Source organism: Nocardioides bruguierae, assembly GCF_023656415.1.
In the GTDB taxonomy this organism is placed as follows: domain Bacteria; phylum Actinomycetota; class Actinomycetes; order Propionibacteriales; family Nocardioidaceae; genus Nocardioides; species Nocardioides bruguierae.
In genome coordinates this window covers 1-25,936 of sequence record NZ_JAMOIL010000029.1, presented here as the reverse complement: position 1 = coordinate 25,936, position 25,936 = coordinate 1, and the positions used below count along the sequence as shown (strand labels likewise).

Sequence of the window (25,936 nt, the reverse complement as noted above, 5' to 3'; positions counted from 1 at the left end):
TGCGGTGACGGTGGGTTGGGAGGGGGCGACGGAGACCCGGGCTCAGGCGCCGGTGGTGACGCGCAGGTCGGGGCTGCCGAGGTCGGTGACGAGTGCGTAGCGGTCGCCGCGCACGAGGGTGCGGCGGAACTCGACCAGCCGGCCGCGGCTGGAGGCCAGGCGCTCGAGGTGCAGTGCGGCGACGTCGGTGCCGATGCCGAGGAGCTCCCGCTCGGCCGCGGACGGGACGATCGCGCGGACCTGCTCGGTGCCACCGCTCAGGGTCAGGTCGCAGTGCTCCGCGAGGGCCCCGTAGAGCGAGGTGGCCGAGAGGTCGACGGTGAGCAGAGGCGCGGCGACGTCGGCGGGCAGCCAGACGCGGTCGAGCGCGAGCGGCTCGTCGTCCATGAGCCGGACCCGCTCGAGGTAGACGAGCGGGGAGGACTCCTCCAGGCCGAGGCGGCTGGCGACGACGCCGTCGGCGCGGGCCTCGAGGCGGCGGACGACGGAGCGCTGGCTGTGGCCGGTCGACTCGACGTTGCTGAACAGGCTGTAGAGCGACCCCTGCTCCTGGGTGATCCGGGGAGCGGCCACGCGGGGCTGCCGGCCACGGGCCGACTCGATCACGCCGGTCTCCCGCAGGGCGCGCAGGGCGGCCCGGACGGTGTGCCGGCTGACGGCGTAGTCGGAGACGAGCTGCATCTCGCCCGGGAACGCGTCCACGAACTCCCCGCGCTCGAGGCGCCGGTTGAGGTCGCCCTGGAGCTGCATCCACAACGGCTGACCCGCCCCTCGTTCCAGGGTGCGGAGCGTCTGCTCGGTCATGCCCTCTCCCTTCCTCGTAACCCCCTCTGGGGTTACGACACTCAATGTACGGACATACGGGGGCGCATGCAAGGCGCCGACCCCCACTTGTCCGGACATTCTGGATCGGGCGTCTCCACGACCCGTCGGCGGCGCGCCGTCGGCGCCCGCGCCTACGCTCCTGGTGTGCCCGCAGCCACCGTCCGACTCAGCCCGCAGGAGGCCCGGCGCGTCTGCGTGCGCGCGCAGCTGCTCGACTCCCCCCGTCCCGACGACGTGCTCACGGTGGTGCGTCACCTGGGCGTGCTCCAGCTCGACCCGACCGCGCACGTCGCCCCCAGCGCGCACCTGGTGCTCTGGTCGAGGCTCGGCGGCTCCTACGACCGCGAGGAACTGGACGACCTGCTGGCCGGGGGCGGGCTGGTGGAGCTCGGTGGCTTCGCGCGACCGGCCGAGGACGTCCGGCTGCACACCGCCGAGATGGCCGCCTGGCCCGTCCCCGCCGGCCGGGACGGCAGCCTGAAGGAGTGGCAGGTGGAGGTCGAGGGATGGGTCGAGGACAACGACGCCGCTCGGCTGGAGGTGCTGGAGACGCTCCGCGGCGACGGGCCACTACCGGCCCCCTCGCTCCCCCGCGGCGCGATCGTGCGCGCCTGGCGCTCCTCGGGCTGGAACGACGACCGCTCGCTGCTGCGACTGCTGGACCTGATGGCGGCGCGCGGCGAGGTGGCGGTCGTGGGACGTGCGGGTCAGCACCGCCTGTGGGACCTGGCAGAGCGGGTCTACCCCGACGACGAGCCCGTCCCGCTCGAGGAGGCCCGTCGCGAGCAGGGCCGTCGCCGCCTGCGCGCGCTCGGCCTGGCCCGGGCCCGCTCCGCCGTCACGCCCGGCGAGCCGCACGACGTCGGAGCCGTCGGGCTCACGGTGGCGGTCGACGGCGTCCGCGGCACCTGGCAGGTCGACGAGGAGCACCTGGAGTCGGTCCGCGCGGGGTTCGAGCCGCGCACCGCCGTCCTCTCGCCCCTGGACCGGCTGGTGATGGACCGCAAGCGGATGGCTGAGCTGTGGGACTTCGACTACCAGCTGGAGATGTACAAGCCGGCAGCGCAGCGGCGCTGGGGCTACTGGGCCATGCCCGTGCTGGCCGGCGCCGACCTCGTGGGCAAGGTGGACGCTCGGCACGAGCCGGCCGAGGGCGTGCTCCGGGTCGACGCCGTGCACGAGGACGCGCCGTGGTCGGCCGACGTGCGAGCAGCCGTCGAGGCCGAGCTGGAGGACCTGGCCCGCTGGCTGGGCGCGGACCTCCAGCGCGCTCAGCAGGCGAACTGCCGCCGGTAGGCCTGGGGGCTCAGCCCGCGCACGCGGGTGAAGTGGTGCCGCAGCGTGGCGGGGTTGCCGAAGCCGACCTCGCGCGCGATCCAGTCCACGGGGCGGTCCGAGCGCTCCAGCAGCTCCTCGGCCAGGCGCACCCGCTGGGCGGTGATCCAGGCGTGCGGCGTCGTGCCCGTCTCCTCGCGGAAGCGTCGGGCGAACGTCCGCGGCGCCATGTGCGCCTTGCGTGCCAGGACGTCGACCCCGAGGTCGTCGGCCAGGTGCTCGTCGATCCATGCCAGCACGGGGGCCAGGGTGTCGGCGGCGCACTCGGGCACCGCCCGGGCGATGAACTGGGCCTGGCCGCCGTCACGCTGGGGAGGCACGACCATGCGCCGGGCGATCACGTTGGCCACCGCCGCGCCGTGCTCCTGGCGCCACACGTGCAGCGAGGCGTCGATCCCCGCTGCCGTGCCGGCGCTGGTCACGACCTGGCCTGCGTCGACGTAGAGCACCTCGGGCACCACGGTGGCCAGCGGGAACGTGTCGGCCAGGCGCTGGGTGTAGCGCCAGTGGGTCGTGCACTCGCGGCCGTCGAGCAGACCGGCCGCCCCGAGCGTGAACGCGCCCGAGCAGACCGACAGCAGCCGAGCCCCGCGGTCGTGGGCCGCCTGCAGCGCCTCGATGATCTCCGGGGGCGCCTCGCCTCGCGGCTGCGCCGGGACGCAGACGAGGTCGGCCTCCGCCACCCGTCCCAGGTCGTGGCGGACGTCGAGGGCGAACCCCATGTCCGTCTCCACCGGGCCCGGGGCGACGCCGCAGACGGCGAAGTCGAGCACGGGGACCCCGTCGTCGGCGCGGTCGAGACCGAAGGCCTCGCAGACGACACCGAGCTCGAAGGGGGCCACGCCGTCGTAGACGAGGGCGGCGACGTTGGTGAGCACGCGGCGAGCATGACAGATCGCTGGCAGGAAATCGATCACGAGGGGCACTTCTGCCACTCGTGGCACGAAACCAATGAGCGCAGGATTACTGCCATGACCGCACTCCTGATCTTCTGGCTCCTGGTGATCCTCACGACCGGCGCACTCGTCGGCCTCCGCGTCCTGCTCGACGACGACCCCACCGGCGACGACGGCTACCGCCCGCCGGCCAGCCACGAGGTGGACACCTTCAGTCGCAGCGGCTCCTCCTGGCACTGAGCCCGCGACCATCGCCTCCGGACAGCACGAAGCCCCGCCCGGGTGACCCGGGCGGGGCTTCGTGCGTGGTGCGGGGCGTCCGTCAGGACGCGCGCCGCCGGTGGCTCACTGGCCGCCGGTCAGCTTCTCGCGCAGGGCCTGCAGGGCCTCGTCGGAGGCGAGCGAACCGGAGTCCTCGGTCTCCTCGGCCTCGTTGGAGGAGGAGTACGAGGTGGCCTCGCCGGCCTCGACCTCGGCCTTGGCGGCCTCCTGCTGCTGCTTGACGTGCTGCTCCCAGCGGGCGTGGGCCTGGGCGTACTCGGCCTCCCAGGCGGCGCGCTGCTCGTCGAACCCGTCGCGCCACTCGCCGGTCTCCGGGTCGAAGCCGTCGGGGTAGACGTAGTTGCCCTGCTCGTCGTACGTGGCGGTCATGCCGTACAGCGTCGGGTCGAACTCCTCGACGTCGGTGGCGACGGCGGTCTCGTTGGCCTGCTTCAGCGACAGCGAGATGCGGCGACGCTCGAGGTCGATGTCGATGATCTTGACCATGACGCCGTCGTTGACCTGGACGACCTGCTCGGGGATCTCCACGTGGCGCTCGGCCAGCTCGGAGATGTGCACCAGGCCCTCGATGCCCTCCTCGACGCGGACGAAGGAACCGAAGGGCACCAGCTTGGTGACCTTGCCCGGCACGATCTGACCGATCTGGTGGGTACGGGCGAAGTGCTGCCACGGGTCCTCCTGCGTCGCCTTCAGCGACAGGGAGACACGCTCGCGGTCCATGTCCACGTCGAGGACCTCGACGGTGACCTCGTCGCCCACAGCGACGACCTCGGACGGGTGGTCGATGTGCTTCCAGGACAGCTCCGAGACGTGGACGAGACCGTCGACGCCGCCGAGGTCCACGAACGCACCGAAGTTGACGATCGAGGACACGACACCCTTGCGGATCTGGCCCTTCTGGAGCTGGGTGAGGAAGCCGTGGCGGACCTCGGACTGGGTCTGCTCGAGCCAGGCGCGGCGGGACAGGACCACGTTGTTGCGGTTCTTGTCCAGCTCGATGATCTTCGCCTCGAGGGTCTGACCCACGTACGGCTGCAGGTCGCGGACGCGACGCATCTCGACGAGCGAGGCCGGCAGGAAGCCGCGGAGGCCGATGTCGAGGATGAGGCCGCCCTTGACGACCTCGATGACGGTGCCCTCGACGACGCCGTCCTCCTCCTTGACCTGCTCGATCGTGCCCCAGGCGCGCTCGTACTGGGCGCGCTTCTTGGACAGGATCAGGCGACCCTCCTTGTCCTCCTTCTGGAGGACGAGCGCCTCGACCTGGTCGCCGACGGAGACGACCTCGGCCGGGTCGACGTCGTGCTTGATCGACAGCTCGCGGGACGGGATGACGCCCTCGGTCTTGTAGCCGATGTCGAGCAGGACCTCGTCGCGGTCCACCTTGACGATGGTGCCGTCGACGATGTCGCCGTCGTTGAAGTACTTGATGGTCTCGTCGATCGCGGCGAGGAAGTCCGCCTCCGAGCCGATGTCGTTGACCGCAACCTGCGGCGCGTCGTGCTCGGGGAGGGTGGAGGAGATGGTCATGGAGTAGGTGAGTCCTTGAAGTGGGCAGAAGTAGATCTAGCGCGCGCGGAGCCCTCGCCGTCACGGACGTGTGGTTCGTCGGCACCCCGGCACCGACGTCACCGTCGGTCGGGCGCCGCCCGCGTCACCACCGGCAGCAGGCCCTCGGGAGGGCCGGCGCAGCCGGGCACGACGCATCGGATGGCAATGCCGAGGTCCGCTCCGTACGGGACGCAGGCAGACTCCAGGCGCACAGGCAAGACTACGACCCTGTGACGAGCGCGTCCAACCGGGGACGACACGCCCGGGGACGCCGAGTCCCGTGCGGGTCGGCCTGCGTCCAGCCTGGTGGATCGGGCTGGTGGATCGGGCTAGTGGACCGGGGCGGGCGCCGCGTGCAGGTCGCGGGCCCGCGCGCAGGCCCGCAGGACGGCGTCCGCCCGCTCGGCCGGGGCGTGCCGCTGGGCGCGGGCGGCGAGCTCCACCAGGGGCAGCAGGTCCAGCGCCCGGGCCCGGTCGCGAAGCAGCCCAACGGGCTCGCCCCGGAGGTCGGCGTAGAGGTCGAGCAGCGGCTCCACGAACGCCGGCCGCGCCTCGTGACGCAGCAGGTTGCCCAGGTCGGACTCGGGCTGACCGGCGTGGGCGAACTCCCAGTCCAGGACTCCGGTGACGCGCACCCCCTCGGGCGTCCGCGCCAGCAGGAGGTTCTTGGGGTTGAGGTCGGCGTGCACCAGCACGCTGCCGGTGGGCACCGCCAGCGGCTCGTCGAGCGCGTCCTCGGCCTGCTCCACGAGGGCGTCCAGGCCCGTCCGCTCCTCCCTGTCCCAGTCGTGCAGGCCCGGGGCCAGGGCCCGGACGGCGTAGCCCAGGTCGTCCCACGGCTCCGGCCACGGCTCGACCCGCAGGTCGGCGTCCACGAAGCGTCCTGCTGACGGCAGCGGCGCCGAGGCCAGGCGAGCCAGGAGGCGGGCCAGCCGGCGGGCGAGGTCGGCCGCCTCGACGTCGTCCAGCGTCGGCCACACGTCGGCGCCGTGCTCGCCGGGCAGCCAGGACGTCACCAGGAGCCCCGGCACGTCGCACGCCGCGTCCCCGGCCCGGACCTCGAGGACCTCGGGCACGCCCGCCACCAGCCCGGCCGCACGGCGCAGCACCGCGCCCGCGACCAGGGGCGCCTGCGGGTCGTCGGGGGCGAACAGCCGCACGACGCTGCGTTCTCCCCCGGTCTCGGCCAGGAACGCGCGCCCGGAGTACCCGCCGGGCAGCGGCCGCAGCGCGCCCAGGCCGGGCACCTCGATCGCCGCCTGCTCGTGCTCGCTCACGGCGCCATGGTGCCAGGGAGGGAGGCGCCAGGGCGGTGCCAGGGCGAGGGCGCTCCCCCGTCGACCCGGCCCGCTCCGGACGGGGCGTCGTACCGTGAGCCCATGGCCCCCACCTTCCTCGGCCGCGCGGCCGGCACCGCTGCCGGCGTCGCGCTCCTGCCGTGGCGCCTCACCCTCGCCGCGACCCGCACCACGCTCGCGCTGGGCGAGCTCGCCTCCCCGGACGGGCCGGTCCGGCGGCCGGGCGGGTACCGCGACCAGCTGGAGAAGATCGTCGGCCCCGGAGGCCAGGCCGACCGGCTGATGGCCCTGCTCGACGATCCCGACGGACCGATCCGGCTCGCGACCACCGTGGCCGAGCTCATCGCCCCTGACCGTCCACTGGGCCGGATGCTCGCCCGCGACGGCGTGCTCGACCGCCTGCTGGCGGACGGCGGACCCGTGGAGCGGCTACTCACCGACGGCGGCGCGATCGACCGGCTCGCAGGTGAGGGCGGTGCGCTCGACCGGCTGACCGAGGAGGGCGGCGTCCTGGAGCGGCTGCTGGCCGTGGACGGCGCCGTCGACCGACTGACGCGGGAGGACGGGCTGCTCGAGCAGGTGCTGCGGCCCGGCGGCCTGGCCGACCGGATGCTCGCCGACGACGGCTTCCTGGAGACGATGCTCGCCGAGGGCGGCACGCTGGACCAGCTCATCGCGCTCGGGGACACCCTGGAGGCGCTCCAGCCCCGCCTGGCCGAGCTGGCCCGCCTCGTCCCGGCGCTCTCCGGCTCCGCCGACGCCCTCGAGCGGGCCGTCGGCCCGATCGGCGAGATCGCCGGGATGCTGCCCTTCGGCCGGCGGCGGCCCGGCTCCGGTCCCGTCGTCCCGGGCGGCCTCGGGTGAGCGCCGAGCGCCCGACCGTGACCCCGATCGACCTCCCGCCGGTGGCGCCGGACTCCCGCAGCCACCCGCCCATGCCCCCGGTGCGCGTGGAGCGGCGGGCGGTGGACGAGGCGGAGTCACGCGCCGCCAACGGGCCCGACTGGGACCGCTACGCCGACGACTACCAGGCCACCCACGGCGAGTTCCTCGGCGACGCCGGCTTCGTGTGGGGGCCCGAGGGGCTCACCGAGGAGCGGGCCGGGGTGCTCGGCGAGGTCGCCGGCAAGGACGTCCTCGAGATCGGCTCCGGCGCCGGGCAGTGCTCGCGCTGGGTGCGGGCCCGGGGCGGCCGGGGCATCGGGCTGGACCTCTCCCACCGCCAGCTCCAGCACTCCCGCCGCCTGGACGAGGCCACCGGCGTCGCCGTGCCGTCCGTGCGCGGCACGGCCACCGACCTGCCGTTCGCCGACGCGAGCTTCGACGTCGTCTTCTCCTCGTTCGGGGCGCTCCAGTTCGTCGCCGACATCGACGGCTGCGTCGACGAGGTCGTGCGGGTCCTGCGCCACGGCGGCCGGTTCGCGTTCTCCATCACCCACCCCACGCGGTGGATGTTCGCCGACGACCCCGGCGAGGAGGGGCTGGTGGCGTCCCAGTCCTACTGGGACCGGCGCCCCTACGTGGAGGTGGACGAGGCCAGCGGCGAGGTCTCCTACGTGGAGCACCACCGGACGCTGGGCGACTGGGTCTCGCTGCTGGCGGGCCGGGGGCTGGCGATCCGTCGCCTGGTGGAGCCGGAGTGGCCCGAGCGGCACGACCGGGTCTGGGGCGGCTGGTCGGCGACCCGGGGCCGGCTCACGCCGGGCACGGCGATCGTGGCGGCCGACCTGCTGCTCTGAGCAGGTCGGCCGCCACGGGCACCGGTCGGTGCCGCGGTGGCCGCCGCTCAGGCCAGGAAGCGCCGCCGGACCAGCGCGACCGCGCCACCGGCGAGGATCACCCCGCCCGCGAGCAGCCCGCGCCCGGCGTTCTCACCGGTCTCCCCGGACTCGCCCTGCACCTCGAAGGAGTACGCGGTGAGCCCGGTCGCACCCGCGGGCGCGCCGACGGCCATGGAGCCGGTCGAGGCACGCTCGGACTGGGCGGCCAGGGTCGCGTACATCGCCCCGTAGGACTGGGCCGTCTCCTCGCCCTTGGCCACCAGGACGCTGGTGCCCTCCTCCGAGAGCTGCGTCGCGCCGTCCACGAGCGCCGGGGCACCGTCGGCGGCCTCGACGAGGCCGTCGGCCAGCTGCTGGGAGCCGTCCGCGGCGTCGGTGAGCCCCGAGGAGAGCCGCGTCGCGCCGTCGACGAGCTGCGTCGAGCCGTCCGCGGCCTCGGTGGCGCCGGCCGACAGCCGGCCCGCCCCGTCCTCGAGGTCGCCGGCACCGCTCGCCAGCTCGCCGGTGCCCGCGGAGAGCTCGCCGGTACCGGCCGACAGCTCGCCCGCGCCGGCCGCCAGCTCCCCGGTGCCGTCGGCCAGCGAACCCGTGCCCGCGGCGAGCTCCTGCGCGCCGTCGGAGAGGGCACCCGCGCCGGCGTCGAGCCGGTCGAGGCCCGCGCCGAGGGTCTGGCTGCCCGCGTGCGCGGCCTCGGCACCGGTGCCGAGCTGGAGGACGCCCTGCACGGCTGCCGTCAGCCCCGCGGAGAGCTGGTCGAGCCCCGTGGCGACCTGGTCCACACCGGCGGCGGCCGAGGCCGCACCCGTGTGCAGCTGGTCGGCACCGGCGCGGGCACCGCCGAGGCTGGTGGCCAGCTGCGAGGCGCCCGGCACCAGCTGGGTGTCCAGGGCACCGAGGGCGGTGGCCAGGCCGCCGGAGACCTGGCCGAGGCCGGCCGAGGCCTGCTGCTGGGACGTCCGCCCGGACTCCACGCCAGCCGCCACGGCGTCGAGCGTGCCCGTGCAGACCGGGTCGCCCAGGCAGCCGGCCGTCGCCCGCGCCTGGGCGATGCCCGCGAGCAGCTGGTCGACGGAGCCGCCCGGCGCGACGGCGGCGTCCAGGCCCGCCTTGACCTGGTCGACGCCCGCCTTGGCGGCGCCCAGGCCGGTCGTGTCGCTGCGCAGCGCCACCAGGCCGCCGTGGATCTGGCCGGCGCCCGTCTCGGCCTGGCCCAGGCCCGCCGACAGGGCGGCCAGCCCGCCCACGAGGGTGGTCGGGTCGCTGTCGTCGCCGAGGCCGGCGGCGAGCTGGGCGACGCCGAGCTGGAGGGCGGTCACGCCCTGCTGCGCGGCGCCCAGGCCGCTGGCGCCACCCAGGGTGTCCAGGCCCGCCTCGATCTGGGCCAGCCCGGCCGTGAGGTCGGCGCTGCCCTCGGCGGCGGCGGTGGCACCGGCCGCGAGGTCACCCGCGCCGGTGGCCAGGCGACCGGCGCCGGCGTCCAGGTCCTCGGCGCCCGCGGCCGCCCGGTCGAGGCCGGCCGAGAGCCGGCCGGCGCCGTCGTCCAGGGCCCGGGCCCCGGCGTCCAGCTTGTCGGCGCCGACGAGCAGGTCGTCGGTGCCGACGGAGAGCCGGCCGGCGCCGTCGGCGAGCTCGACCAGGCCGGAGCGCAGCCGGCCCGCCCCGTCCGCGAGCTCGGCGGAGCCGGGAGCGGCCTCGCCGACGAGGCCGGCGGAGAGCTGCTCGGCGCCGTCACGGAGCTGGACGAGGCCGGCGAGGAGCTCGGCCGCGCCGTCGCGCACGCGCAGCAGGTTGGCGTCGATCTCGGCCGCGCCGGCCGCCAGCTCGACGCCGGTGTCGGCGCCGCCCTGGTAGGAGGTCGCCGCCGTCGCGAACGTGGGGCTGGCCAGCGGGTCCACCGGCAGCGCGGTGAGGGAGGCGTCCGGCACGACGCCGTCCACGACGTCGGCGCTCCAGCCGACCGTGGCGGACTCGGAGCCGATCGGGGGGATGAGGGTGAGGGTGAAGCTGAGGATCATCCCGCCCTTGCCGTCGCCGGCCATGTTGGCGGCCTCGCTGCTCACGGAGGTGAAGCCGGCGGGCAGCACGGTGGTCAGGCTCGCCACCATCGGGAGCGGCACGTCGACGGTCTCGGTGACGGTGCCGCCGTCCCCGTCGTCGTAGCTGATCTCGGTGGGTTGCGAGGAGGTGTTGGTGACGGTGTACCGGACCTCGAGGTGCCCGGTCGCCCCCACCACGTCCGCGGCGTCGACCTGCTCGCCGTCGAGCAGGTGGACCACGTCGAGGGTCACGGGAAGGGTGCCGTCGTAGTCGCTGACGGAGCGGACGGCGGCGTGGCCGTCGACGTGCAGGTCGCTGACCTGCTCGCCGTCCTCGACGTCGAGACCGCTGAAGCCGTCGAGGTTGCGCAGGCCCGAGGTCTCCACCGGGTTGCTCACGGTGACGTCGCCGGTGCCGGTGAGGCTGAGCTGCTCGTAGAGGCGGGTGGACGTCGGGGTGCCCGAGGCGTCCGTGTAGACCTGCACGGTCTCGGTGTTGACGACGCCGACGTCGCCGGCGTCCGCGTCGCCCTCGGCCAGGGCCGGGGAGGCCACGGCGGCGACCAGCAGCAGGGCGGTGGCGGCGCCGCCGACGGCACCGAGCGCGCCGGCGCGGCGCACGCGACCGCGCGCGGCCCTCATCGGGCGACCTCCGCGGACGGAGCGGTCTGGGCGACGGGGGCGGTCTCGGCGGCCGGCACGGTCTCGGCGACCTGGCCGTCGGGGTCGCCCTCGTGCCGGGCGTGCCGGTGCTGCGGCGCGGCCGACTGGCCACCCGGAGCCACGAGGGAGGTGAGGACCAGGCCGACGGCGAGGGTGCAGGCCAGGGTGGTCACCGCGACGAAGGAGGTCGCGAGCACCTCCGGCGGGGCCTCGGAGTAGGCGGTCTCGTAGACCCCGGCCAGGGCTGCCGCGCCCAGCAGCGGGGCCCACAGGGGCAGCCGCTCGCGGGAGGCGACGACCACCGCACCGGCCAGGACGACGGTGAGGGCGACCGAGACGGCGTGGCCGCCGGGCGTGTCGGGCAGGACGGCCGCACGCAGCACGTAGCCGAGCCAGGCGACCAGGACGCCGGCGACCAGACCGCCGACGCGGGCCAGCGGGGACCGGTCCGGCACCAGCCAGACGACGGCGCCGAGACCGGCACCGACCAGGACGCTCGGGCCGAGGCCGAGGCCGACCGAGCCGAGGACGACGAGCAGGGCGGCGCTGAGCGCCAGCACCAGGCTCGTGGAGATGGACGTGCGCATGGGTGAGCGCTCCCTCCAGGTGGGTGGACGTCCACCGGACCGACGGTCCGGCGGGCGCCGGTTCCCTCCCCGGACCCAGGCGCAAGCCGAGACGATAGAGCAGAAAGTGATCGCCGTCACGTCAAGTTACTTACGAGTTCGTACGGGTCCTACCCCCGTGCCGCCGCAAGACCTTCATCGTGGCGTCCCGGGCGGTTCACCCTCCTGCGCGCTCGCGCGACACCCGCGTGCCTACGATGCGCCGGTGACCAGCGCACCCGCACCCGCCCCTGCGCAGGACGCGCCGCCGCGCGGCCGGCTGCGCGGCGTCCTGGGCACCTCCGCCGGCATCGCGGTCGCCATGGGCGTCATGAACGTCGCCACCTACGGCTTCCAGATGGTCTCGGCACGGCTCCTCGGCCCCACGGAGTACGGCGCCGTCGCCTCGCTGATGGCGCTGCTCATGGTCGTCGCCGTCGCTCAGCTCGGGCTCCAGGCCACGGCCGCGCGACGGGTCTCGACCGACCCCGCCGCCGTCCACCTGATCGAGCGGGACGTGCTCGGCGTGACCTACCGGGCCGCCTGGGCCGTGGGCGCGCTCATGCTGGTGCTCGCGCCGGTGGTGCACCGGTTGCTGCACCTGGACAGCATCTGGCCGGCGCTGCTGGTGGCCGCAGCCGCCGTGCCGCTGACGATCTCCGGTGGCCAGGCCGGCGTGCTCCAGGGCGAGCGGCGCTGGCTCGCCCTCTCGATGCTCTACCTCGGCATCGGCGTGCCCCGCCTGGTGCTCGGCGTGCTCGCCCTGCTGGTCATGCCCAGCGAGACCTCGGCGATGGTGGGCGTCGCCCTCGCCATGCTGGCCCCCGCGATCGTCGGGTGGGTCGCGCTGCGCCCGCGTGCAGGGTCCGCGGCCCGTGGCGCCGCCTCCTCCGCGGACGGCGCTGCGCCCGTGCGGCCGGGCCGCCGACCCGTGGCCCGAGAGGCGCTGGCGGCCTCCCTGGCGCTCCTGGCGTTCTTCCTGCTCTCCAACGTCGACATCGTCCTGGCGCGCAACCTGCTCCCCCGCCACCAGGCGGGCCTGTACGCGGCCGGGCTGATCCTCACGAAGGCCGTGCTGTTCCTGCCGCAGTTCGTCGTGGTCGTGGCGTTCCCGTCGATGTCGACCGCCCACGAGCGACGACGCGCACTGCTGCGCAGCCTGGCCGCCGTGCTCGGGATCGGTGCGGTCAGCACGCTGGCGGCCTGGCTGCTGGCCCCGGTGGCGCTGGTGTTCGTCGGTGGCGCCGAGTACGCCGACGTGCAGGACGAGCTGTGGCTCTTCGCCGTGCTCGGGACGCTGCTCTCGATGCTCCAGCTGCTCGTGTACTCCGTGCTGGCCCGGCGCGGGCGTCGCTCCCAGCTGCTCGTGTGGGGCGGCGTGCTGGCCCTGGTCGGGCTGGGCGCCACGACTGCCAGCCTGCCGGGGCTCGTCGCCGTGGTGATCGCGGTCGACGCCCTGCTGCTGCTCGTGCTGCTGGGTCTCAGCCTGCACCGCCTCGGCGCGGACGAGCCGGCGGATCCGACCCAGAGCCAGACCCAGGGCCAGACCCAGGGCCAGCCCCACGGCCAGGGGACCGAGACCGACTGACCCGCCGCGGCCCGCGGCTCAGTGCGCCGCGTCGTGCCAGGACCGGCCCGTGCCCACGGAGACGTCGAGCGGCACGGTGAGGTCGGCGGCGCCGCCCATCCGGTCGCGGACGAGCTGCTCCAGCGCCTCGGCCTCGCCGGGCGCCACCTCGAGCACGAGCTCGTCGTGCACCTGCAGGAGCAGGCGGGAGGTCAGCCCCTTGGACTCCAGCGCGGCCTGGACGTCGAGCATCGCGATCTTGATCAGGTCGGCGGCCGAGCCCTGGATCGGGGCGTTCAACGCCATCCGCTCGGCCATCTCGCGGCGCTGGCGGTTGTCGCTGGTGAGGTCCGGCAGGTAGCGACGCCGGCCGCGGATGGTCTCGGTGAACCCGGTGCGCCGGGCCTCGTCCACGACCCCGGCCAGGTAGTCGCGCACCCCGCCGAAGGTCTCGAAGTACTCGTCCATGAGGCCACGCGCCTCGACCGGCTCGATACCGAGCTGCTGGGAGAGGCCGAACGCGGAGAGACCGTAGGCGAGCCCGTAGTTCATCGCCTTGATCTTGGCGCGCTGCTCGACCCCCACGTCGGCGGCGTCGACGCCGAACACCCGCGCGGCAGTGATGGAGTGGAAGTCCTGGCCGGAGCGGAAGGCCTCGGTCAGCAGCCCGTCCTCGGACAGGTGCGCCATGATCCGCATCTCGATCTGGCTGTAGTCGGCGGTCATCAGCGACTCGTAGCCCTCGCCCACGACGAAGGCCTCGCGGATGCGGCGGCCCTCCTCGGTGCGGATCGGGATGTTCTGCAGGTTCGGCTCGGTGCTGGAGAGACGGCCGGTCGCGGCGATCGTCTGGTTGAACGTGGTGTGGATGCGCCCGTCGGGCTGCACGGTCTTGACCAGGCCCTCGATCGTCTGGCGCAGCCGGATCACGTCGCGGTGCCGCAGCAGGTGCAGCAGGAACGGGTGCTCGGTCTTGACGTAGAGGCTCTGCAGGGCGTCCGCGTCGGTGGTGTACCCCGTCTTGGTGCGCTTGGTCTTGGGCATGTCGAGCTCGTCGAAGAGCACCACCTGCAGCTGCTTGGGCGAGCCGAGGTTGATCTCCTTGCCGATCACCGCGTAGGCCTCGTCCGCCGCGGCGCGGACCTCGGTGGCGAAGTGCTCCTCCAGCCCCTCGAGGTGCTCGACGTCGACGCTGATGCCCGTCTCCTCCAGACGCCCGAGCAGGTGCACCAGCGGGAGCTCCATGTCGCGCAGCAGCTCCTCGCCGCCGTGCGAGGCCACCTCGCCGTCCAGGGCCTCGGCCAGGTCGAGCACCGCGCGCGCGTGCAGCATCGCGGTGGTCGCGGCCGCGTCGTCGGCGTCGTCCTCGGCCAGCGCGTCGAGCGAGAGCTGGCCGGAGTCGGCCGTGCCGGCGGTCAGCTCGCGCTTGAGGTAGCGCAGCACGAGGTCGGCCAGGTCGTAGGAGCGCTGGTCGGGGCGCACCAGGTAGGCGGCGAGCGCGGTGTCGCTCTGCAGGCCGGCCAGCGGCCAGCCGCGGGCCGTCAGCGCGTGCATCGGCCCCTTCGCGTCGTGCAGTACCTTGGGGCGTGCCGGGTCGGCGAGCCAGGCGGCGACCGCGGCGTCGTCCTCGGGGGTGACGGCAGCGGCGTCGAGCCAGGCGGCCTCGCCGGTGGCCGAGGCGAGCGCGAGGGAGTGCACCTCCCCGGTGCCGGCCTTCCAGGAGCCGCCCACGACCAGCCCGACCACGTCGCTCGCGTGCTCCTCGAGCCAGCCGGCGACCTCGCCCTCGCCGAGCCGTCGTCCCTCGACCTCGAAGCCGGAGCCGTCCACCTCCTCCTCGCTGGAGAGGGTCTCGAACAGTCGGTCCCGCAGGACGCGGAACTCCAGGCCGTCGAAGAGCGTGTGCACGGCCTGGCGGTCCCAGGCGCGCAGGCCCAGGTCGTCCGGGCCCTTCTCCAGCGGCAGGTCGCGCACGAGCGCGTTGAGCCGGCGGTTGCGGATGACGTCGCCGAGGTGCTCGCGGAACGCCTCGCCCTTCTTGCCGGCGATCTTGTCGGCGTTGGCGATGACGTTGTCGAGACCGTCGTAGGTGTTGATCCACTTGGCCGCGAAGCCCTGGCCGACCCCGGGCACGCCGGGCAGGTTGTCGGAGGTCTCCCCCACGATCGCCGCGAGCTCGGGGTAGCGCTGCGGCGGGACCTTGTACTTCTCCTCGACGGCCGCGGGCGTCATCCGCGCCAGGTCCGAGACGCCGCGCATCGGGTAGAGCACCGTGGAGCGCTCGGTGACCAGCTGGAGGGAGTCGCGGTCGCCGGTGAGGATCAGGACCTCCATGTCCGTCTCCTCCAGCGCGCGCGTGGTCAGCGTGGCGATGATGTCGTCGGCCTCGTACCCGTCCTTCTTCAGGAACGGGATGTGCAGCGCCTCCAGCACCTCCTCGATCAGCGGCAGCTGGGAGGAGAACTCCGGGCGCGTCTTCTGCCGCGTGGCCTTGTACTCGCTGTACTCGGCCGTGCGGAACGTCGTGCGGGAGACGTCGAAGGCGACGCCCACGTGCGTGGGCTGCTCGTCGCGCAGCACGTTGATGAGCATCGAGGTGAACCCGTAGACGGCGTTCGTGTGCTGGCCCGTGCTGGTGGAGAAGTTCTCCGCGGGGAGGGCGAAGAACGCGCGGTAGGCCAGGGAGTGGCCGTCGAGCAGCAGGAGCCGCGGGCGGTCGGTGGCAGGCGTCGTCTCGGGCACGCCGCGACTCTAGTCAGAGTCACCGACAGCACCCCATCCGACGCTGTCCACAGGATCGAGAAATGACAGGTTTGCCCGGACATGATCGGGGTACGGATGCCCTGCACACCCGAATCGCGGGTGTCCTATCAGAAACGGAATCTCGTGCGCTCTCTCGGAAGCATCATCACGGCGGCACTGCTCGCTACCGCCGTTCTCACCGGCCCCACCGCCAGCGCGGCAGAGGCGGAGCCAAGGGCGGACCCGGCCGCTCGCGGCAAGGCCTGCAACGTCAACACCTACGTGTACCGCGTTCGCAACGTGACCGGGAAGGAATCTGTTGTACTCACACGTCTGCGCGAGAAGTCCTACCCCGGCCGCAAGGTGGTCAAGCGAGGAACCACCTATCGCAGCCAGAACAACAAGCGAGTCAGCGCCGGCATCAAGGCCCGCTACAAGGCCGAGGTGGAGGCAGCCGTCGTGCTCCGCAAGCTGGTCAAGGGAGCTGCCGGCATCGGGACTCAGGTCGACTGGAAGATGCGTGTGGCCAACAACCGCACCGAGTCAGTCAAGATCACCGTCAAGAAGCGGACCGTCATCCCCAAGGCCACCTCCGTCGCCTGGTACAACGGACGCCTCGTGGCCCGCGGCACCGGGGAGTACTCCTGGTGCGACGCCATCGAGGGCAGCGGTGAGGGCTTCGTCAAGTGGTCCTCCGTCCGTTGGCGCACCTTCGGCCCCAAGGGCAGCGGCGGCGCCCGCTGCGATCTCGAGCCTCAGTCGAAGTTCTCCGAGGCAGCACACGCAGCAGTCTGCGTCTGAGCACGTCCGTCCGACCGGCCCCGACCGCCGCCCTACCACGGCTCGGGGGCCGGTCTACGTTGTGGCCGTGACGGAAACAACGAAACCCGACGCCAACGACGAGGCTCGCGCGTTTCTCGCCGAACTCCCGGACGCCGACGGGGCGCTGAACCGGAAGATGGGGATCAGCCTCACCGAGGTCAGCCGCGAACGCGTGGTCGCGACCATGCCCGTGGAGGGCAACACCCAGCCCTTCGGGCTGCTGCACGGCGGGGCGTCGGTGGTGCTGGCCGAGACGGTGGGCTCGGTCGCCGCGGGCCTGGCCGCCTGGCCCGACGGCGTCGCGGTCGGCGTGGACATCAACGCCACCCACCACCGGTCGGTCACCTCCGGCACGGTCACCGGTATGGCCACGCCCGCCCACGTCGGGCGCAGCAGCAGCGTGTGGGAGGTCGCGATCACCGACGAGGCCGGACGCCGCACTTGCACGGCGCGGATCACCTGCTCGGTGCTCCCCCGCAGCCGCGTCGGCCTCTGAGTCCCACCCAGCGGGTTCAGCCCTCCGGCTCGGCCTCCACGCGCTGCGCGGCCCGGCGCAACCGGCTGCGGCGGGCCACGACGGCCTGCGCACGCTGGTCGACGCGAGCGCGCCGCCGCTCGGGCAGCTGGGCGTCGATCTTCGCCCGCAGCTGGTGCACGGTGGCCCCGCGCACGACAGCCGCCGGCGCCAGGCCCAGCCGCGCCATGAAGCGGTTCGCGTCGCGCGAGGACGACGCGGCGGCCGTCACCACGTGGGCCACCCCGTGGACGTCGGCGAGCTCTGCGGCCGCCTCGAGCAGGCGGCGTCCGACGCCGTGACGACGGAAGCGGACGAGCACCTGCGGCGCGAAGGCCTGGACGACGAGCTCGGGGTTGAGCGGGCTCACGGGAGCCACGCGCAGGAGCACGGCACCGGCCGGCTCCCCGCCGACCTCGGCGACGACGACCCGCTCCCCGGGAGTCTGGGCCGCGGACTTCACCACGACCTCGAGGTGGGCCACCTGGTCGGCGACGTCCGAGCGCGACAGGGCCCCCGTCCACACCTCGGCAAGGAAGAGGGCGTCCTCGACGACTGCGTCACGCAGCGTCACCTCGTGCCAGGCCACGGCCCGCCTCCTCCTGCACGCGCACCCGCGTGCTCCCCCAGCGGCCGCGCCTGCGACCTGCCTCAGAATACTGTCCCCGTTGCGTACTGTCCCCGCTGCGTGGCGTCCCGCTGCGTCAGGGCACCGGAGCCGCCGGGTGCGCACCTCAGCCCGCACCACCAGGAGGCTCATCCGTGATCCCCGGCACCGGCACGCTGGTCAACGCCCTCACCGTCCTGCTCGGGGCCGGGCTCGGCGTCGCACTCGGCCACCGGCTGCCGGAGCGGACCCGCGACCTGGTCACTGACGGTCTCGGCCTGGTCACGCTGCTGATCGCCGGCACTTCCGCGATGGAGGTCCTCTCCCCCGCACTGTCGGACGCCGTCGGCTCCTCCGCACCCATGCTGATCGTGCTGGGCTCGGTGCCCATCGGTGGGATCGCCGGCTCCCTGCTGCGGCTGGAGCAGCGGGTGGAGCAGGTGGGCGGCTGGGTGCAGCGCCGGCTGACCCGCGGCGGGGCGGGCGAGGCGCGCCAGCGCTTCGTGGAGGGGTTCGTGGTCTCCTCGCTCTTGTTCTGCACCGGACCCCTGACGATCCTCGGCTCGCTCAGCGACGGGCTGGGCAACGGCGCGGACCAGCTGTACCTGAAGGCGGCTCTCGACGGGTTCGCCGCGATCGCGTTCGCGGCGTCGTTCGGGTGGGGCGTGGCGGCCAGCGTGCTGACCGTGGTGGTGCTCCAGGGGACCCTCACGCTCGTGGGTGTCGCCGCTGGCGGCGTGCTGCCCGAAGCCCATCTCGCCGCGGTCACGGCGGTGGGCGGCGTCCTGCTGGTCGGGGTGGCCCTGCGCCTGCTCAGGCTGCGTGACCTGGCTGTCGCGGACCTTCTGCCCGCCGTCCTGGTGGCTCCGGTCCTGGTGCAGGTCGTGGCCTGGATGCAGTGACGTCACGATTGTGCAACGACACGGTTCGGGGAGGTTTGGGAGCCTCTCAGGGTCATACGGTGATCCCGCTGTGAGGCCGTGCGGCGCACGGGCTCCCCGCGAACATCACGGACAAGAAAGGTTCACCGCGTGAAGCGAACCACCACCTCGAGCTGGCTGAAGGTCATGGCCGGCACCGCAGCCCTGGGCCTGGCCCTGACCGCCTGCGGTTCCGAGAGCGACACCACCGCCTCCGACGCCGAGACCTCGGCATCGGCCAGCGAGTCCGCATCCGAGTCGGCCTCGACCGAGAGCTACACTAACGACGAGTGCGCCAACAGCGTCTCTGTCGACGACACCTTCATCGCCGGCGGCATCCTGCCGCTGACCGGCAGCCTCGCGTTCCTCGGCCCGCCGGAGATCGCCGGTGTCGGCCTCGCGGTGTCCGACATCAACGCCGCTGGTGGCGTCGCGGGCCTCCCGGCCTGCCACGACATCCAGGACTCCGGCGACTCCTCCGACTTCTCGGTCTCCACCGCCTCCGCGCGTAGCTTCGTGCGCAACGGTGCCTCCGTGGTCGTCGGTGCTGCGTCCTCCAGCGTGTCGCTAAACTTCGTCGACACCCTGACCGACGCCAAGATCACCCAGGTCTCCCCGGCCAACACCGCGGTGTCGCTGTCCGGCTACTCGGACTTCTACTTCCGCACCGCCCCGCCGGACGGCATCCAGGGCAACGCGCTCGGCACCCTGATCGCCTCCGACGGCTTCCAGCGCGTCGCGTTCATCGTGTTCTCGGACGCCTACGGCACCGGCCTGCGCGACGTCGTCGAGGAGACCGTGGTCTCCGCCGGCGGCGAGTGCACCTACGGCTGCAAGGGCGACGGCGACGAGTTCCCGCCGAACCAGACCTCCTTCTCCTCCGAGGTCTCCGCGGCCATCGCCTCCAACCCGGACGCGATCGTCGTCCTCGCGTTCGACGAGACCAAGGCCATCGTGCCCGAGCTCGTCTCGCAGGGCTGGGACATGTCGGCGACGTACTTCACCGACGGCAACACGGCCGACTACTCCGAGGACTTCCCGGCCGGCACCCTCGAGGGTGCTCAGGGCACGATCCCCGGCGCTGACGCCTCCCAGGACTTCAAGGACCGTCTGAGCGGTTGGAACGAGGCCGCCTCCGGCAAGTCGCTGTCCGACTTCTCCTACGCTGCTGAGTCCTACGACGCCACCATCCTCGCGGCCCTCGCGGCCTACAAGGGTGGCGACGCCTCCTCGACGACGGTCCAGGCGAACTTCGCCGCCGTCTCGGGTGCGACCGACGGCACCGAGTGCACCAGCTACGCCGACTGCATCGCGCTGCTCGACGAGGGTGACGAGATCCACTACACCGGCCCGTCCGGCATCGGCTCGATCGACGACGAGAACGACCCGTCGTCCGCCTACGTGGGCATCTACGCCTTCGACGGCGACAACGTGCCGAGCCTGACCACCACCGTCCAGGGCGCCAAGGCCGAGTGACCTCGACCCCCTGACGGCCGGTCGACCGGCTGACGCACCACCGCAGGACCCCCGGACCGCTCGGTCCGGGGGTCCTGTGCTTTCCGGAGGCACGACCCGGCACCTCGTGTGCGGACGTCATGCGGAACGGACGCAGTCCCCACAGACGCATGACGTCCCATGCGGCACCAGCGGTACGCCGGCAACCATCTGCCACCCCAGAAGCGTTGCCCACGCACCGCCGCTCAGGCCCCCACCGGCCAGCCGCCAGCAGCCCCAGCCAGCCAGAGCCGCCCACCCGCCGGCCCGGACGTCATGCGGAACGAACGCAGTCCCCCTCAGACGCATGACGTCCCGGGTCAGCACCGCTCCGGAACGCCGCAGGGGCCGCACCGAGTCTCGGTGCGGCCCCTGCGGGTCGTGCAGGTGTGGATCAGGCGCTCAGTGCTGCAGGTCCTCGCGCTCGGCGTCCACGTCGGCTGCCAGGGTGCCCAGGTAGAGCTCGATGACGCGCGGGTCGTCGGCGAGCTCGCGGCCGGCGCCGGTGTAGGCGTCCTTGCCCTGGTCCAGCACGTAGCCGCGGTCGCAGATCTGCAGGCAGCGACGTGCGTTCTGCTCGACCATCACGACCGAGACGCCGGTCTTGTTGATCTTGCGGGTGCGGATGAAGGTCTCGTCCTGGCGCACCGGCGACAGGCCCGCGGAGGGCTCGTCGAGGAGCAGGACGGAGGGCTCCATCATCAGCGCGCGGGCCATCGCCAGCGACTGACGCTCACCACCAGAGAGCGCGCCGGCGGACCGGTCCTTGCGCTCGTGGAGGTTCGGGAACAGGTCGTACTGCGCCGCAAGCCGCTCGCGCAGCTTCTTGGGCCGCAGGAAGAGCCCCATGCGCAGGTTCTCCTCCACCGACAGCGAGGGGAAGACGTTGTTGGTCTGCGGGACGAACCCGACACCCATCTCCACCAGCTTGTTGGTGCGCATGTTGGTGATGTCCTTGCCACCCAGGGTGACGGTGCCGTCGTGGATCTTCACGAGGCCGAACATCGCCTTGAGCAGCGTCGACTTGCCGGCACCGTTCGGGCCGATGATGCCGATGATCTCGCCGGAGTGCGCGGTGAGGCTGCACCCGTTGAGGATGTTCACGCCGGGCAGGTAGCCGGCCGTCACGTTGCTGACCTCGATCAGCGGCTTGCCGTCGCTCATGCCTTGCCCTCCTCGGCCTCGACCTCGGCCTCGATCTGCTTCTCCATCGGGTCGTCGTCCTCGAGGAGCGAGTCGTCACCGAGGTCGGTGTCGTGGTGGGCGCCCAGGTAGGCGTCGACCACGGCCGGGTCCGACATGACGGTGTCGGCGGGGCCCTCGGCCACGACCTGGCCCTCGGCCATCACCACGACCCAGTCGGAGATGTGGCGGACCACGTGCATGTCGTGCTCGACGAAGAGGACGGTCATGCCCTCGTCGCGCAGCGACTGGATGTGCCCCAGCAGCGACTGCGTCAGCGCCGGGTTCACACCGGCCATCGGCTCGTCGAGCATAATCATCTTCGGGTCGGTCATCAGCGCGCGCGCCATCTCGAGGAGCTTGCGCTGGCCGCCCGAGAGCGAGCCCGCGTAGTCGTCCTTCTTGGCGAGCAGCTTGAACCGCTCGAGCAGGCCCTCGGCCTTCTCGGCGATCTCCTTCTCCTGCTTGGCCCAGGTCGGCTTCAGCCAGGACAGGCCCAGCTTCTCGCCGGTCTGGTCCTGGGCGCCCAGCATCATGTTGTCCATCACCGTCATGCGGTTGAGGGACTTGGTCAGCTGGAACGTCCGCACCATGCCGGACTTGGCGACCGCGGAGGCGCCCGTCTTGTCCAGCGTGCGGCCGTCGAACGCCCAGTGGGCGCCCTTGCCGGCCGAGGTCGGCCGGTCGAAGCCGGTGATCAGGTTGAAGAAGGTCGTCTTGCCGGCACCGTTGGGGCCGATGAGGGCCGTGATGAGCCCCTTCTGGACCTCGAGGTGGTCGACGTTGACGGCCGTGACTCCACCGAATTGCCGCACGATGGTGTCGACCTTGAGGATCGGGTCGGGCTTGGCCGACCCGGGCGTGCGCTCGACGCCGTCGGTGAGCGCCTTGCGCGCGGCGGGGTCGGCGAGGTTGCCGATGGTGGTCTCAGACATTGAACCGGAGCTCCCTCTTGTCGCCGAGGATTCCTTGTGGCCGGAAGATCACCAGGAGCATCAGGCCCACGCCGACGACGATGTAGCTGAACTGGTCGGTCTGCTGCGTCGACATCCAGCCGTCCGGCACGTAGGCGTTGGCGGCGTTGCGGATGAGGATACGAGCCGAGTAGAAGAGCACCGTGCCGAGGACGGGGCCGAAGATCGTCGCGGCGCCGCCGAGCAGCAGTGCGGTGTAGGCGAAGAACGTGAGCGAGCGGCCCATCGCGTCGGCCTGCACGGTGGAGGTCAGCACGTAGACCATGCCGCCCAGCGCACCGAGCATGCCGCCCAACACCAGCGCCTGCATCTTGATGACGAAGACGTTCTTGCCGAGCGAGCGCATGGCCTCCTCGTCCTCGCGGACACCCTTGAGCGCACGGCCCCAGGGGCTGCGGACGAGCAGCCAGACGAACAGCAGGCACAGGGCCACGAGACCCCACGCGACGCCGCGGACCCACCAGCCGTTGGTGCCGGTGCGCGGCAGGCTCACCGGGAAGGTGAAGAACACCAGCAGGAAGGTGAGGACGCCGAGGCCGATGGAGCCCCACCGGGCGACGGCGCGGTTGCTGGCGAGACCGGCCAGCGGGCCCTTGCTGGTACGAGCACCGGTCAGGAGCATCACCAGCGCAGCGATCACCACGACGAGCAGCAGCAGGCTGATGACCCGGACCGGCGTGCCGCCGGCGTCGCGGTAGCTGAAGGGCAGCAGGTCGAAGCGGCCGCCGCCGAAGAACGACAGCTCGATGAAGGCCGGCTGGAAGTTCTTGCCGAAGATGCCCTGGGCACCGCCGGTCCACGGCTCGAGCGCCGCGAGGCGTCCGAAGTACCTCAGGATCTCGGCGGCGGAGATCGTGACGATGGCGAGGTAGTCGCCTCGCAGCTTCAGCGTCGGCGCTCCCATGAGGAACGCGAACAGGACGGCGGCGCCGAGACCGACGAGGACGGCGACCAGCATCGGCAGGCCCTGGGTGAGCGTGATGGCCATGCCGTACGCGCCCAGCAGCATGAAGCCTGCCTGGCCGATGTTGAGCAGACCGGTGAAGCCGAAGTGGATGTTGAGGCCAATGACGGCGATGGCGACACCCGCGGTCGTGGGGGCGATGCCCTCCTCGACCGTCGCCTGGAGGATGGAGAGGAACTGATCCATGGTGCGCTTCCTTCTCAGCCGACCCGACCCGCACGCCCGAGCAGGCCCTGGGGCCGCACGAGGAGCAGGAGGATCAGGATCACGAGGGCGATCGCGTACTTGAGGTCACCGGGCGCCCCGAGGGGGCCGGCGAGCTCGACGACGAGGCCGATGATGATGGAGCCGACGAAGGCGCCGAAGGCGGTGCCGAGACCGCCGAGCGTCACTGCGGCGAAGAGCAGGAGCAGGATCTGCATGCCCGTGTCCCAGCGGATGCCGTTGGAGACGGTCAGCGCGTAGAGGATGCCGCCGAGACCGGCGAGGCCGGCGGCAGCGGTCCATACGCCGCGGACGATCTTGTCCACGTCGATGCCGGAGGCCGCGGCCAGCGCCGGGTTGTCGGAGACCGCACGCGTCGCCTGACCCACGCGGGTGCGCAGGAGCACGAAGCCGACCAGGCCGATGACGACGAGCGAGATGCCCATCGCGACCAGCGAGAGCCACGTCAGCGAGACGGGGCCGATCTCGACGTTGGAGAAGTTCTCCACCACGACCTTCTCGGTCGAGCCGCCGACGATGAACTGGAAGACGTACTGGGCGGCCAGGGAGAGGCCGATCGTCACGATCATCATCTGCGTGAGGCCGAGCCCGCGGCGGCGCAGCGGGGTCCAGAGCACGCGGTCCTGGGCGTAGCCGGTGAGGGCACAGATCAGCGTCGTCAGGACGATGCCCAGCCAGAGGTTCATGCCGAGCACGTTGCACAGGCCGTAGCCGACCATGCCGCCGAGCGTCACCTGCTCCGCGTGCGCGAAGTTCGACAGACCGGTCGTGCCGTAGATCAGCGAGAGACCGATGGAGGCAAGCGCCAGCAGCAGGCCCAGACGCAGACCCTGGGCGGACGCCTGGATCAGCTGGGTCCCCAGGCTGGCCTCGCCGGCCTGGTAGTCGACGGAGCGGACGTTGATCACGATCGCGGACGTGCCACCGAGCGTGGCGTCCACGGTCGTGGAGTCGTCCGGGCCCGCGACGTCGTCGGCGGGCGGCAGGACCTCACGGTCGTCCGGCAGGCTCTCCGGGTCGGCGAGCACGTAGTAGGTGCCGGCCGCGTCGACGGAGAAGCTGAACTTGCCGTCGTCGCCGGTGGTGACCGAGCCGACCTCGGCCTCGTTCTCGTCGAGCAGCGTGACGGTGACGCCCGCGACCGGGTCGACCCGGCTGCCGATCGTGCCGCTGATGCAGCCGGTCTCGTCACTGGGCATGCACAGGGTGGACGTCGTGCTCGCGGACGCCGTGGGGGCCGCGAGGAGCAGCAGCCCGGCCAGGAGGGACAGCAGGGCCATCAGGCCCGTCACTCCCCTGGCCCGGGGCCGAGCCCAGGTCGGTGTGGTGGACACCAAGGTGGTTCTCCTTCTTCGAGCGCGTCCGAGAGACGCGGACGCGTGCGCCAGGGCATGGTCGGCCCGGAACCCGCCAACCCAACCACACCGAACCCCGACCTCGGGACCCTGAAACGGCCGTTTTACCCCGCCGTTTCCGAGGTGAGACCGAGCAGCACCGGTCCGTGACCCGAGCGGGCGCGCGAGCCGCCCGGAACGGCCCGAGGGCGGCCCGCTCGGTGCGGGCCGCCCTCGAGGCGTCGTGCGTCCGGCCGGTGCCGACGACGGTGGATCAGGAGCTCTCGGCGATGCCCGGGCCGTGGGTGAGCACGCCGTCGGCGACCTGACGCATCGACAGGCGCAGGTCCATGGCGGTCTTCTGTATCCACCGGAACGCCTCGGCCTCGGAGAGACCCATCTGCGCCTGCAGCGCGCCCTTGGCCCGGTCCACGACCTTGCGGGTCTCCAGGCGCTCGGTGAGGTCGGCGACCTCGCTCTCGAGCATCTGGACCTCGGCGAACCGCGTCACCGCCATCTCGATGGCGGGCACGAGGTCGGTCTGGGAGAAGGGCTTGACCAGGTAGGCCATCGCGCCGGCGTCGCGGGCCCGCTCGACCAGGTCGCGCTGGCTGAAGGCGGTGAGGACGATGACGGGCGCGATCCGCTTGCCGGCGATCTCCTCGGCCGCGGCGATGCCGTCGAGCACGGGCATCTTCACGTCCACGATCACCAGGTCGGGCCGCAGCTCGGTGGCGAGCTCGATGGCGCGCTGGCCGTCGCCGGCCTGACCGACGACCTCGTAGCCCTCCTCCCCCAGCATCTCGGCGAGGTCCATGCGGATGAGGACCTCGTCCTCGGCGATGACGACGGTCCGGGGGGAGGGCTGGCTGCCCGTGGCTGCGTTGCTCACGGCGCAAGGTTAGGCCACGAGCGGCCCGGACGACGGCCGGGGCGAGCGACGTCACGTGTCGTGGCCCCGGTAACCTCTCCCCTGGCCGCGCCCCGGTAGTCCAACGGCAGAGACACGGTGCTCAAACCACCGCCAGTGTGGGTTCGAATCCCACCCGGGGCACGTCGGCCCTCAGCCAGACCGCACCAGGACCTCCCCAGGCCCTCAGCCAGACCGCACCAGGACCTCCCCAGGCCCTCAGCAGGCCCGCAGCAGGCCCGCATGAGGACTCCTAGCTGTGATGCCCAGCCAGGTTGTTCAGTCTGGTGATGGGGGCGGCCTTGCCGATTGCTGAGTGGGGCCGGTGGTGGTTGTACTCGTGGACCCATGCTGGCAGGGCCGCGAGTCGGGCTGACTCGGAGTTGTAGAACTTCTTGAATGCCCAGCC

23 protein-coding genes and 1 tRNA gene are annotated in these 25,936 nt (G+C 72.6%); 10 read left to right on the top strand and 14 right to left on the bottom strand.

Going from position 1 to position 25,936, the window contains the following annotated elements; all coding sequences use genetic code 11:
• Window positions 1–42 precede the first annotated feature (42 nt).
• Window positions 43–804 carry a GntR family transcriptional regulator gene (locus M8330_RS17780; RefSeq protein WP_250828418.1) on the bottom strand — a complete coding sequence of 254 codons (762 nt, stop codon included), beginning with the start codon at window positions 802–804 and terminating at the stop codon, window positions 43–45.
• Between the two features lie 165 nt (window positions 805–969).
• On the opposite strand from M8330_RS17780, the gene M8330_RS17775 reads away from it, so the two are divergent.
• Window positions 970–2,121, top strand: a complete 1,152-nt coding sequence (locus M8330_RS17775; protein WP_250828417.1) for a DNA glycosylase AlkZ-like family protein — start codon at window positions 970–972, stop codon at window positions 2,119–2,121.
• Here M8330_RS17775 and M8330_RS17770 read toward each other — a convergent pair.
• Window positions 2,097–3,038: a helix-turn-helix domain-containing protein gene (locus M8330_RS17770; RefSeq protein WP_250828416.1), complete on the bottom strand. Its 942-nt coding sequence runs from the start codon at window positions 3,036–3,038 to the stop codon at window positions 2,097–2,099. The genes M8330_RS17775 and M8330_RS17770 overlap by 25 nt on opposite strands.
• Before the next feature lie 93 nt (window positions 3,039–3,131).
• Between M8330_RS17770 and M8330_RS17765 the strand changes: the two genes are divergently transcribed.
• Window positions 3,132–3,296, top strand: a complete 165-nt coding sequence (locus M8330_RS17765; RefSeq protein ID WP_250057380.1) for a hypothetical protein — start codon at window positions 3,132–3,134, stop codon at window positions 3,294–3,296.
• A 105-nt stretch (window positions 3,297–3,401) separates the two neighbouring features.
• Here M8330_RS17765 and rpsA read toward each other — a convergent pair whose 3' ends face one another.
• Window positions 3,402–4,868 (bottom strand): 30S ribosomal protein S1, encoded by a 1,467-nt coding sequence (gene rpsA, locus M8330_RS17760; protein ID WP_250057382.1) that lies wholly within the window; start codon window positions 4,866–4,868, stop codon window positions 3,402–3,404.
• Window positions 4,869–5,218: 350 nt separating this feature from the next.
• Window positions 5,219–6,166 (bottom strand): phosphotransferase family protein, encoded by a 948-nt coding sequence (locus tag M8330_RS17755; protein WP_250828415.1) that lies wholly within the window; start codon window positions 6,164–6,166, stop codon window positions 5,219–5,221.
• Window positions 6,167–6,268: 102 nt separating this feature from the next.
• Between M8330_RS17755 and M8330_RS17750 the strand changes: the two genes are divergently transcribed.
• A complete protein-coding gene (locus tag M8330_RS17750) occupies window positions 6,269–7,051 on the top strand; it encodes a hypothetical protein (RefSeq protein WP_250057386.1) in 783 nt (260 codons plus the stop codon).
• Window positions 7,048–7,926 carry a class I SAM-dependent methyltransferase gene (locus M8330_RS17745; RefSeq protein WP_250057388.1) on the top strand — a complete coding sequence of 293 codons (879 nt, stop codon included), beginning with the start codon at window positions 7,048–7,050 and terminating at the stop codon, window positions 7,924–7,926. Before M8330_RS17750 ends, M8330_RS17745 begins: the two co-directional genes overlap by 4 nt.
• A 47-nt stretch (window positions 7,927–7,973) precedes the next feature.
• Here the strand turns inward: M8330_RS17745 and M8330_RS17740 are convergent, their stop codons facing one another.
• Together M8330_RS17740 and M8330_RS17735 are read right to left on the bottom strand one after the other, a co-directional pair.
• Window positions 7,974–10,646: a YhgE/Pip domain-containing protein gene (locus M8330_RS17740; RefSeq protein WP_284704891.1), complete on the bottom strand. Its 2,673-nt coding sequence runs from the start codon at window positions 10,644–10,646 to the stop codon at window positions 7,974–7,976.
• Window positions 10,643–11,254, bottom strand: a complete 612-nt coding sequence (locus M8330_RS17735) for a hypothetical protein (protein ID WP_250828414.1) — start codon at window positions 11,252–11,254, stop codon at window positions 10,643–10,645. The genes M8330_RS17740 and M8330_RS17735 overlap by 4 nt, the downstream gene beginning before the upstream one ends.
• Before the next feature lie 244 nt (window positions 11,255–11,498).
• On the opposite strand from M8330_RS17735, the gene M8330_RS17730 reads away from it, so the two are divergent.
• Window positions 11,499–12,860 carry a lipopolysaccharide biosynthesis protein gene (locus tag M8330_RS17730; protein ID WP_250828413.1) on the top strand — a complete coding sequence of 454 codons (1,362 nt, stop codon included), beginning with the start codon at window positions 11,499–11,501 and terminating at the stop codon, window positions 12,858–12,860.
• An 18-nt stretch (window positions 12,861–12,878) separates the two neighbouring features.
• Here M8330_RS17730 and polA read toward each other — a convergent pair whose 3' ends face one another.
• Window positions 12,879–15,581 (bottom strand): DNA polymerase I, encoded by a 2,703-nt coding sequence (gene polA, locus M8330_RS17725; RefSeq protein ID WP_250828412.1) that lies wholly within the window; start codon window positions 15,579–15,581, stop codon window positions 12,879–12,881.
• Between the two features lie 144 nt (window positions 15,582–15,725).
• Between polA and M8330_RS17720 the strand changes: the two genes are divergently transcribed.
• Both M8330_RS17720 and M8330_RS17715 read left to right on the top strand, forming a co-directional pair.
• Window positions 15,726–16,382 carry a hypothetical protein gene (locus M8330_RS17720; RefSeq protein ID WP_250828411.1) on the top strand — a complete coding sequence of 219 codons (657 nt, stop codon included), beginning with the start codon at window positions 15,726–15,728 and terminating at the stop codon, window positions 16,380–16,382.
• A gap of 67 nt (window positions 16,383–16,449) precedes the next feature.
• Complete coding sequence (locus tag M8330_RS17715; RefSeq protein WP_250828410.1) at window positions 16,450–16,899, top strand: hotdog fold thioesterase; 450 nt, start codon at window positions 16,450–16,452, stop codon at window positions 16,897–16,899.
• A 16-nt stretch (window positions 16,900–16,915) separates the two neighbouring features.
• Here M8330_RS17715 and M8330_RS17710 read toward each other — a convergent pair whose 3' ends face one another.
• Entirely contained in the window at window positions 16,916–17,506 is a 591-nt protein-coding gene (locus M8330_RS17710) for a GNAT family N-acetyltransferase (RefSeq protein ID WP_250828409.1), read from the bottom strand.
• Between the two features lie 173 nt (window positions 17,507–17,679).
• On the opposite strand from M8330_RS17710, the gene M8330_RS17705 reads away from it, so the two are divergent.
• Window positions 17,680–18,426: a DUF554 domain-containing protein gene (locus tag M8330_RS17705; RefSeq protein ID WP_250828408.1), complete on the top strand. Its 747-nt coding sequence runs from the start codon at window positions 17,680–17,682 to the stop codon at window positions 18,424–18,426.
• Between the two features lie 129 nt (window positions 18,427–18,555).
• Window positions 18,556–19,920 (top strand): ABC transporter substrate-binding protein, encoded by a 1,365-nt coding sequence (locus M8330_RS17700; RefSeq protein ID WP_250828407.1) that lies wholly within the window; start codon window positions 18,556–18,558, stop codon window positions 19,918–19,920.
• Between the two features lie 420 nt (window positions 19,921–20,340).
• Here the strand turns inward: M8330_RS17700 and M8330_RS17695 are convergent, their stop codons facing one another.
• The 5 genes from M8330_RS17695 to M8330_RS17675 form a co-directional block, all read right to left on the bottom strand.
• Complete coding sequence (locus tag M8330_RS17695) at window positions 20,341–21,102, bottom strand: ABC transporter ATP-binding protein (RefSeq protein ID WP_250828406.1); 762 nt, start codon at window positions 21,100–21,102, stop codon at window positions 20,341–20,343.
• Window positions 21,099–22,055 (bottom strand): ABC transporter ATP-binding protein, encoded by a 957-nt coding sequence (locus M8330_RS17690; RefSeq protein WP_250828405.1) that lies wholly within the window; start codon window positions 22,053–22,055, stop codon window positions 21,099–21,101. Before M8330_RS17690 ends, M8330_RS17695 begins: the two co-directional genes overlap by 4 nt.
• Entirely contained in the window at window positions 22,048–23,244 is a 1,197-nt protein-coding gene (locus tag M8330_RS17685; protein ID WP_250828404.1) for a branched-chain amino acid ABC transporter permease, read from the bottom strand. The genes M8330_RS17690 and M8330_RS17685 overlap by 8 nt, the downstream gene beginning before the upstream one ends.
• Window positions 23,245–23,258: 14 nt before the next feature.
• On the bottom strand, window positions 23,259–24,563 hold the full coding sequence (locus tag M8330_RS17680; protein ID WP_250828403.1) for an ABC transporter permease subunit: 1,305 nt from the start codon (window positions 24,561–24,563) through the stop codon (window positions 23,259–23,261).
• 328 nt (window positions 24,564–24,891) lie between these two features.
• Window positions 24,892–25,509 (bottom strand): ANTAR domain-containing response regulator, encoded by a 618-nt coding sequence (locus M8330_RS17675; protein ID WP_308196058.1) that lies wholly within the window; start codon window positions 25,507–25,509, stop codon window positions 24,892–24,894.
• 89 nt (window positions 25,510–25,598) lie between these two features.
• On the opposite strand from M8330_RS17675, the gene M8330_RS17670 reads away from it, so the two are divergent.
• Window positions 25,599–25,671 (top strand) — tRNA-Leu (locus tag M8330_RS17670).
• Between the two features lie 109 nt (window positions 25,672–25,780).
• On the opposite strand, the gene M8330_RS17665 is transcribed toward M8330_RS17670, so the two are convergent.
• Window positions 25,781–25,936: integrase core domain-containing protein (locus M8330_RS17665; protein WP_250828437.1), on the bottom strand; the 156-nt coding region annotated here is incomplete at its 5' end.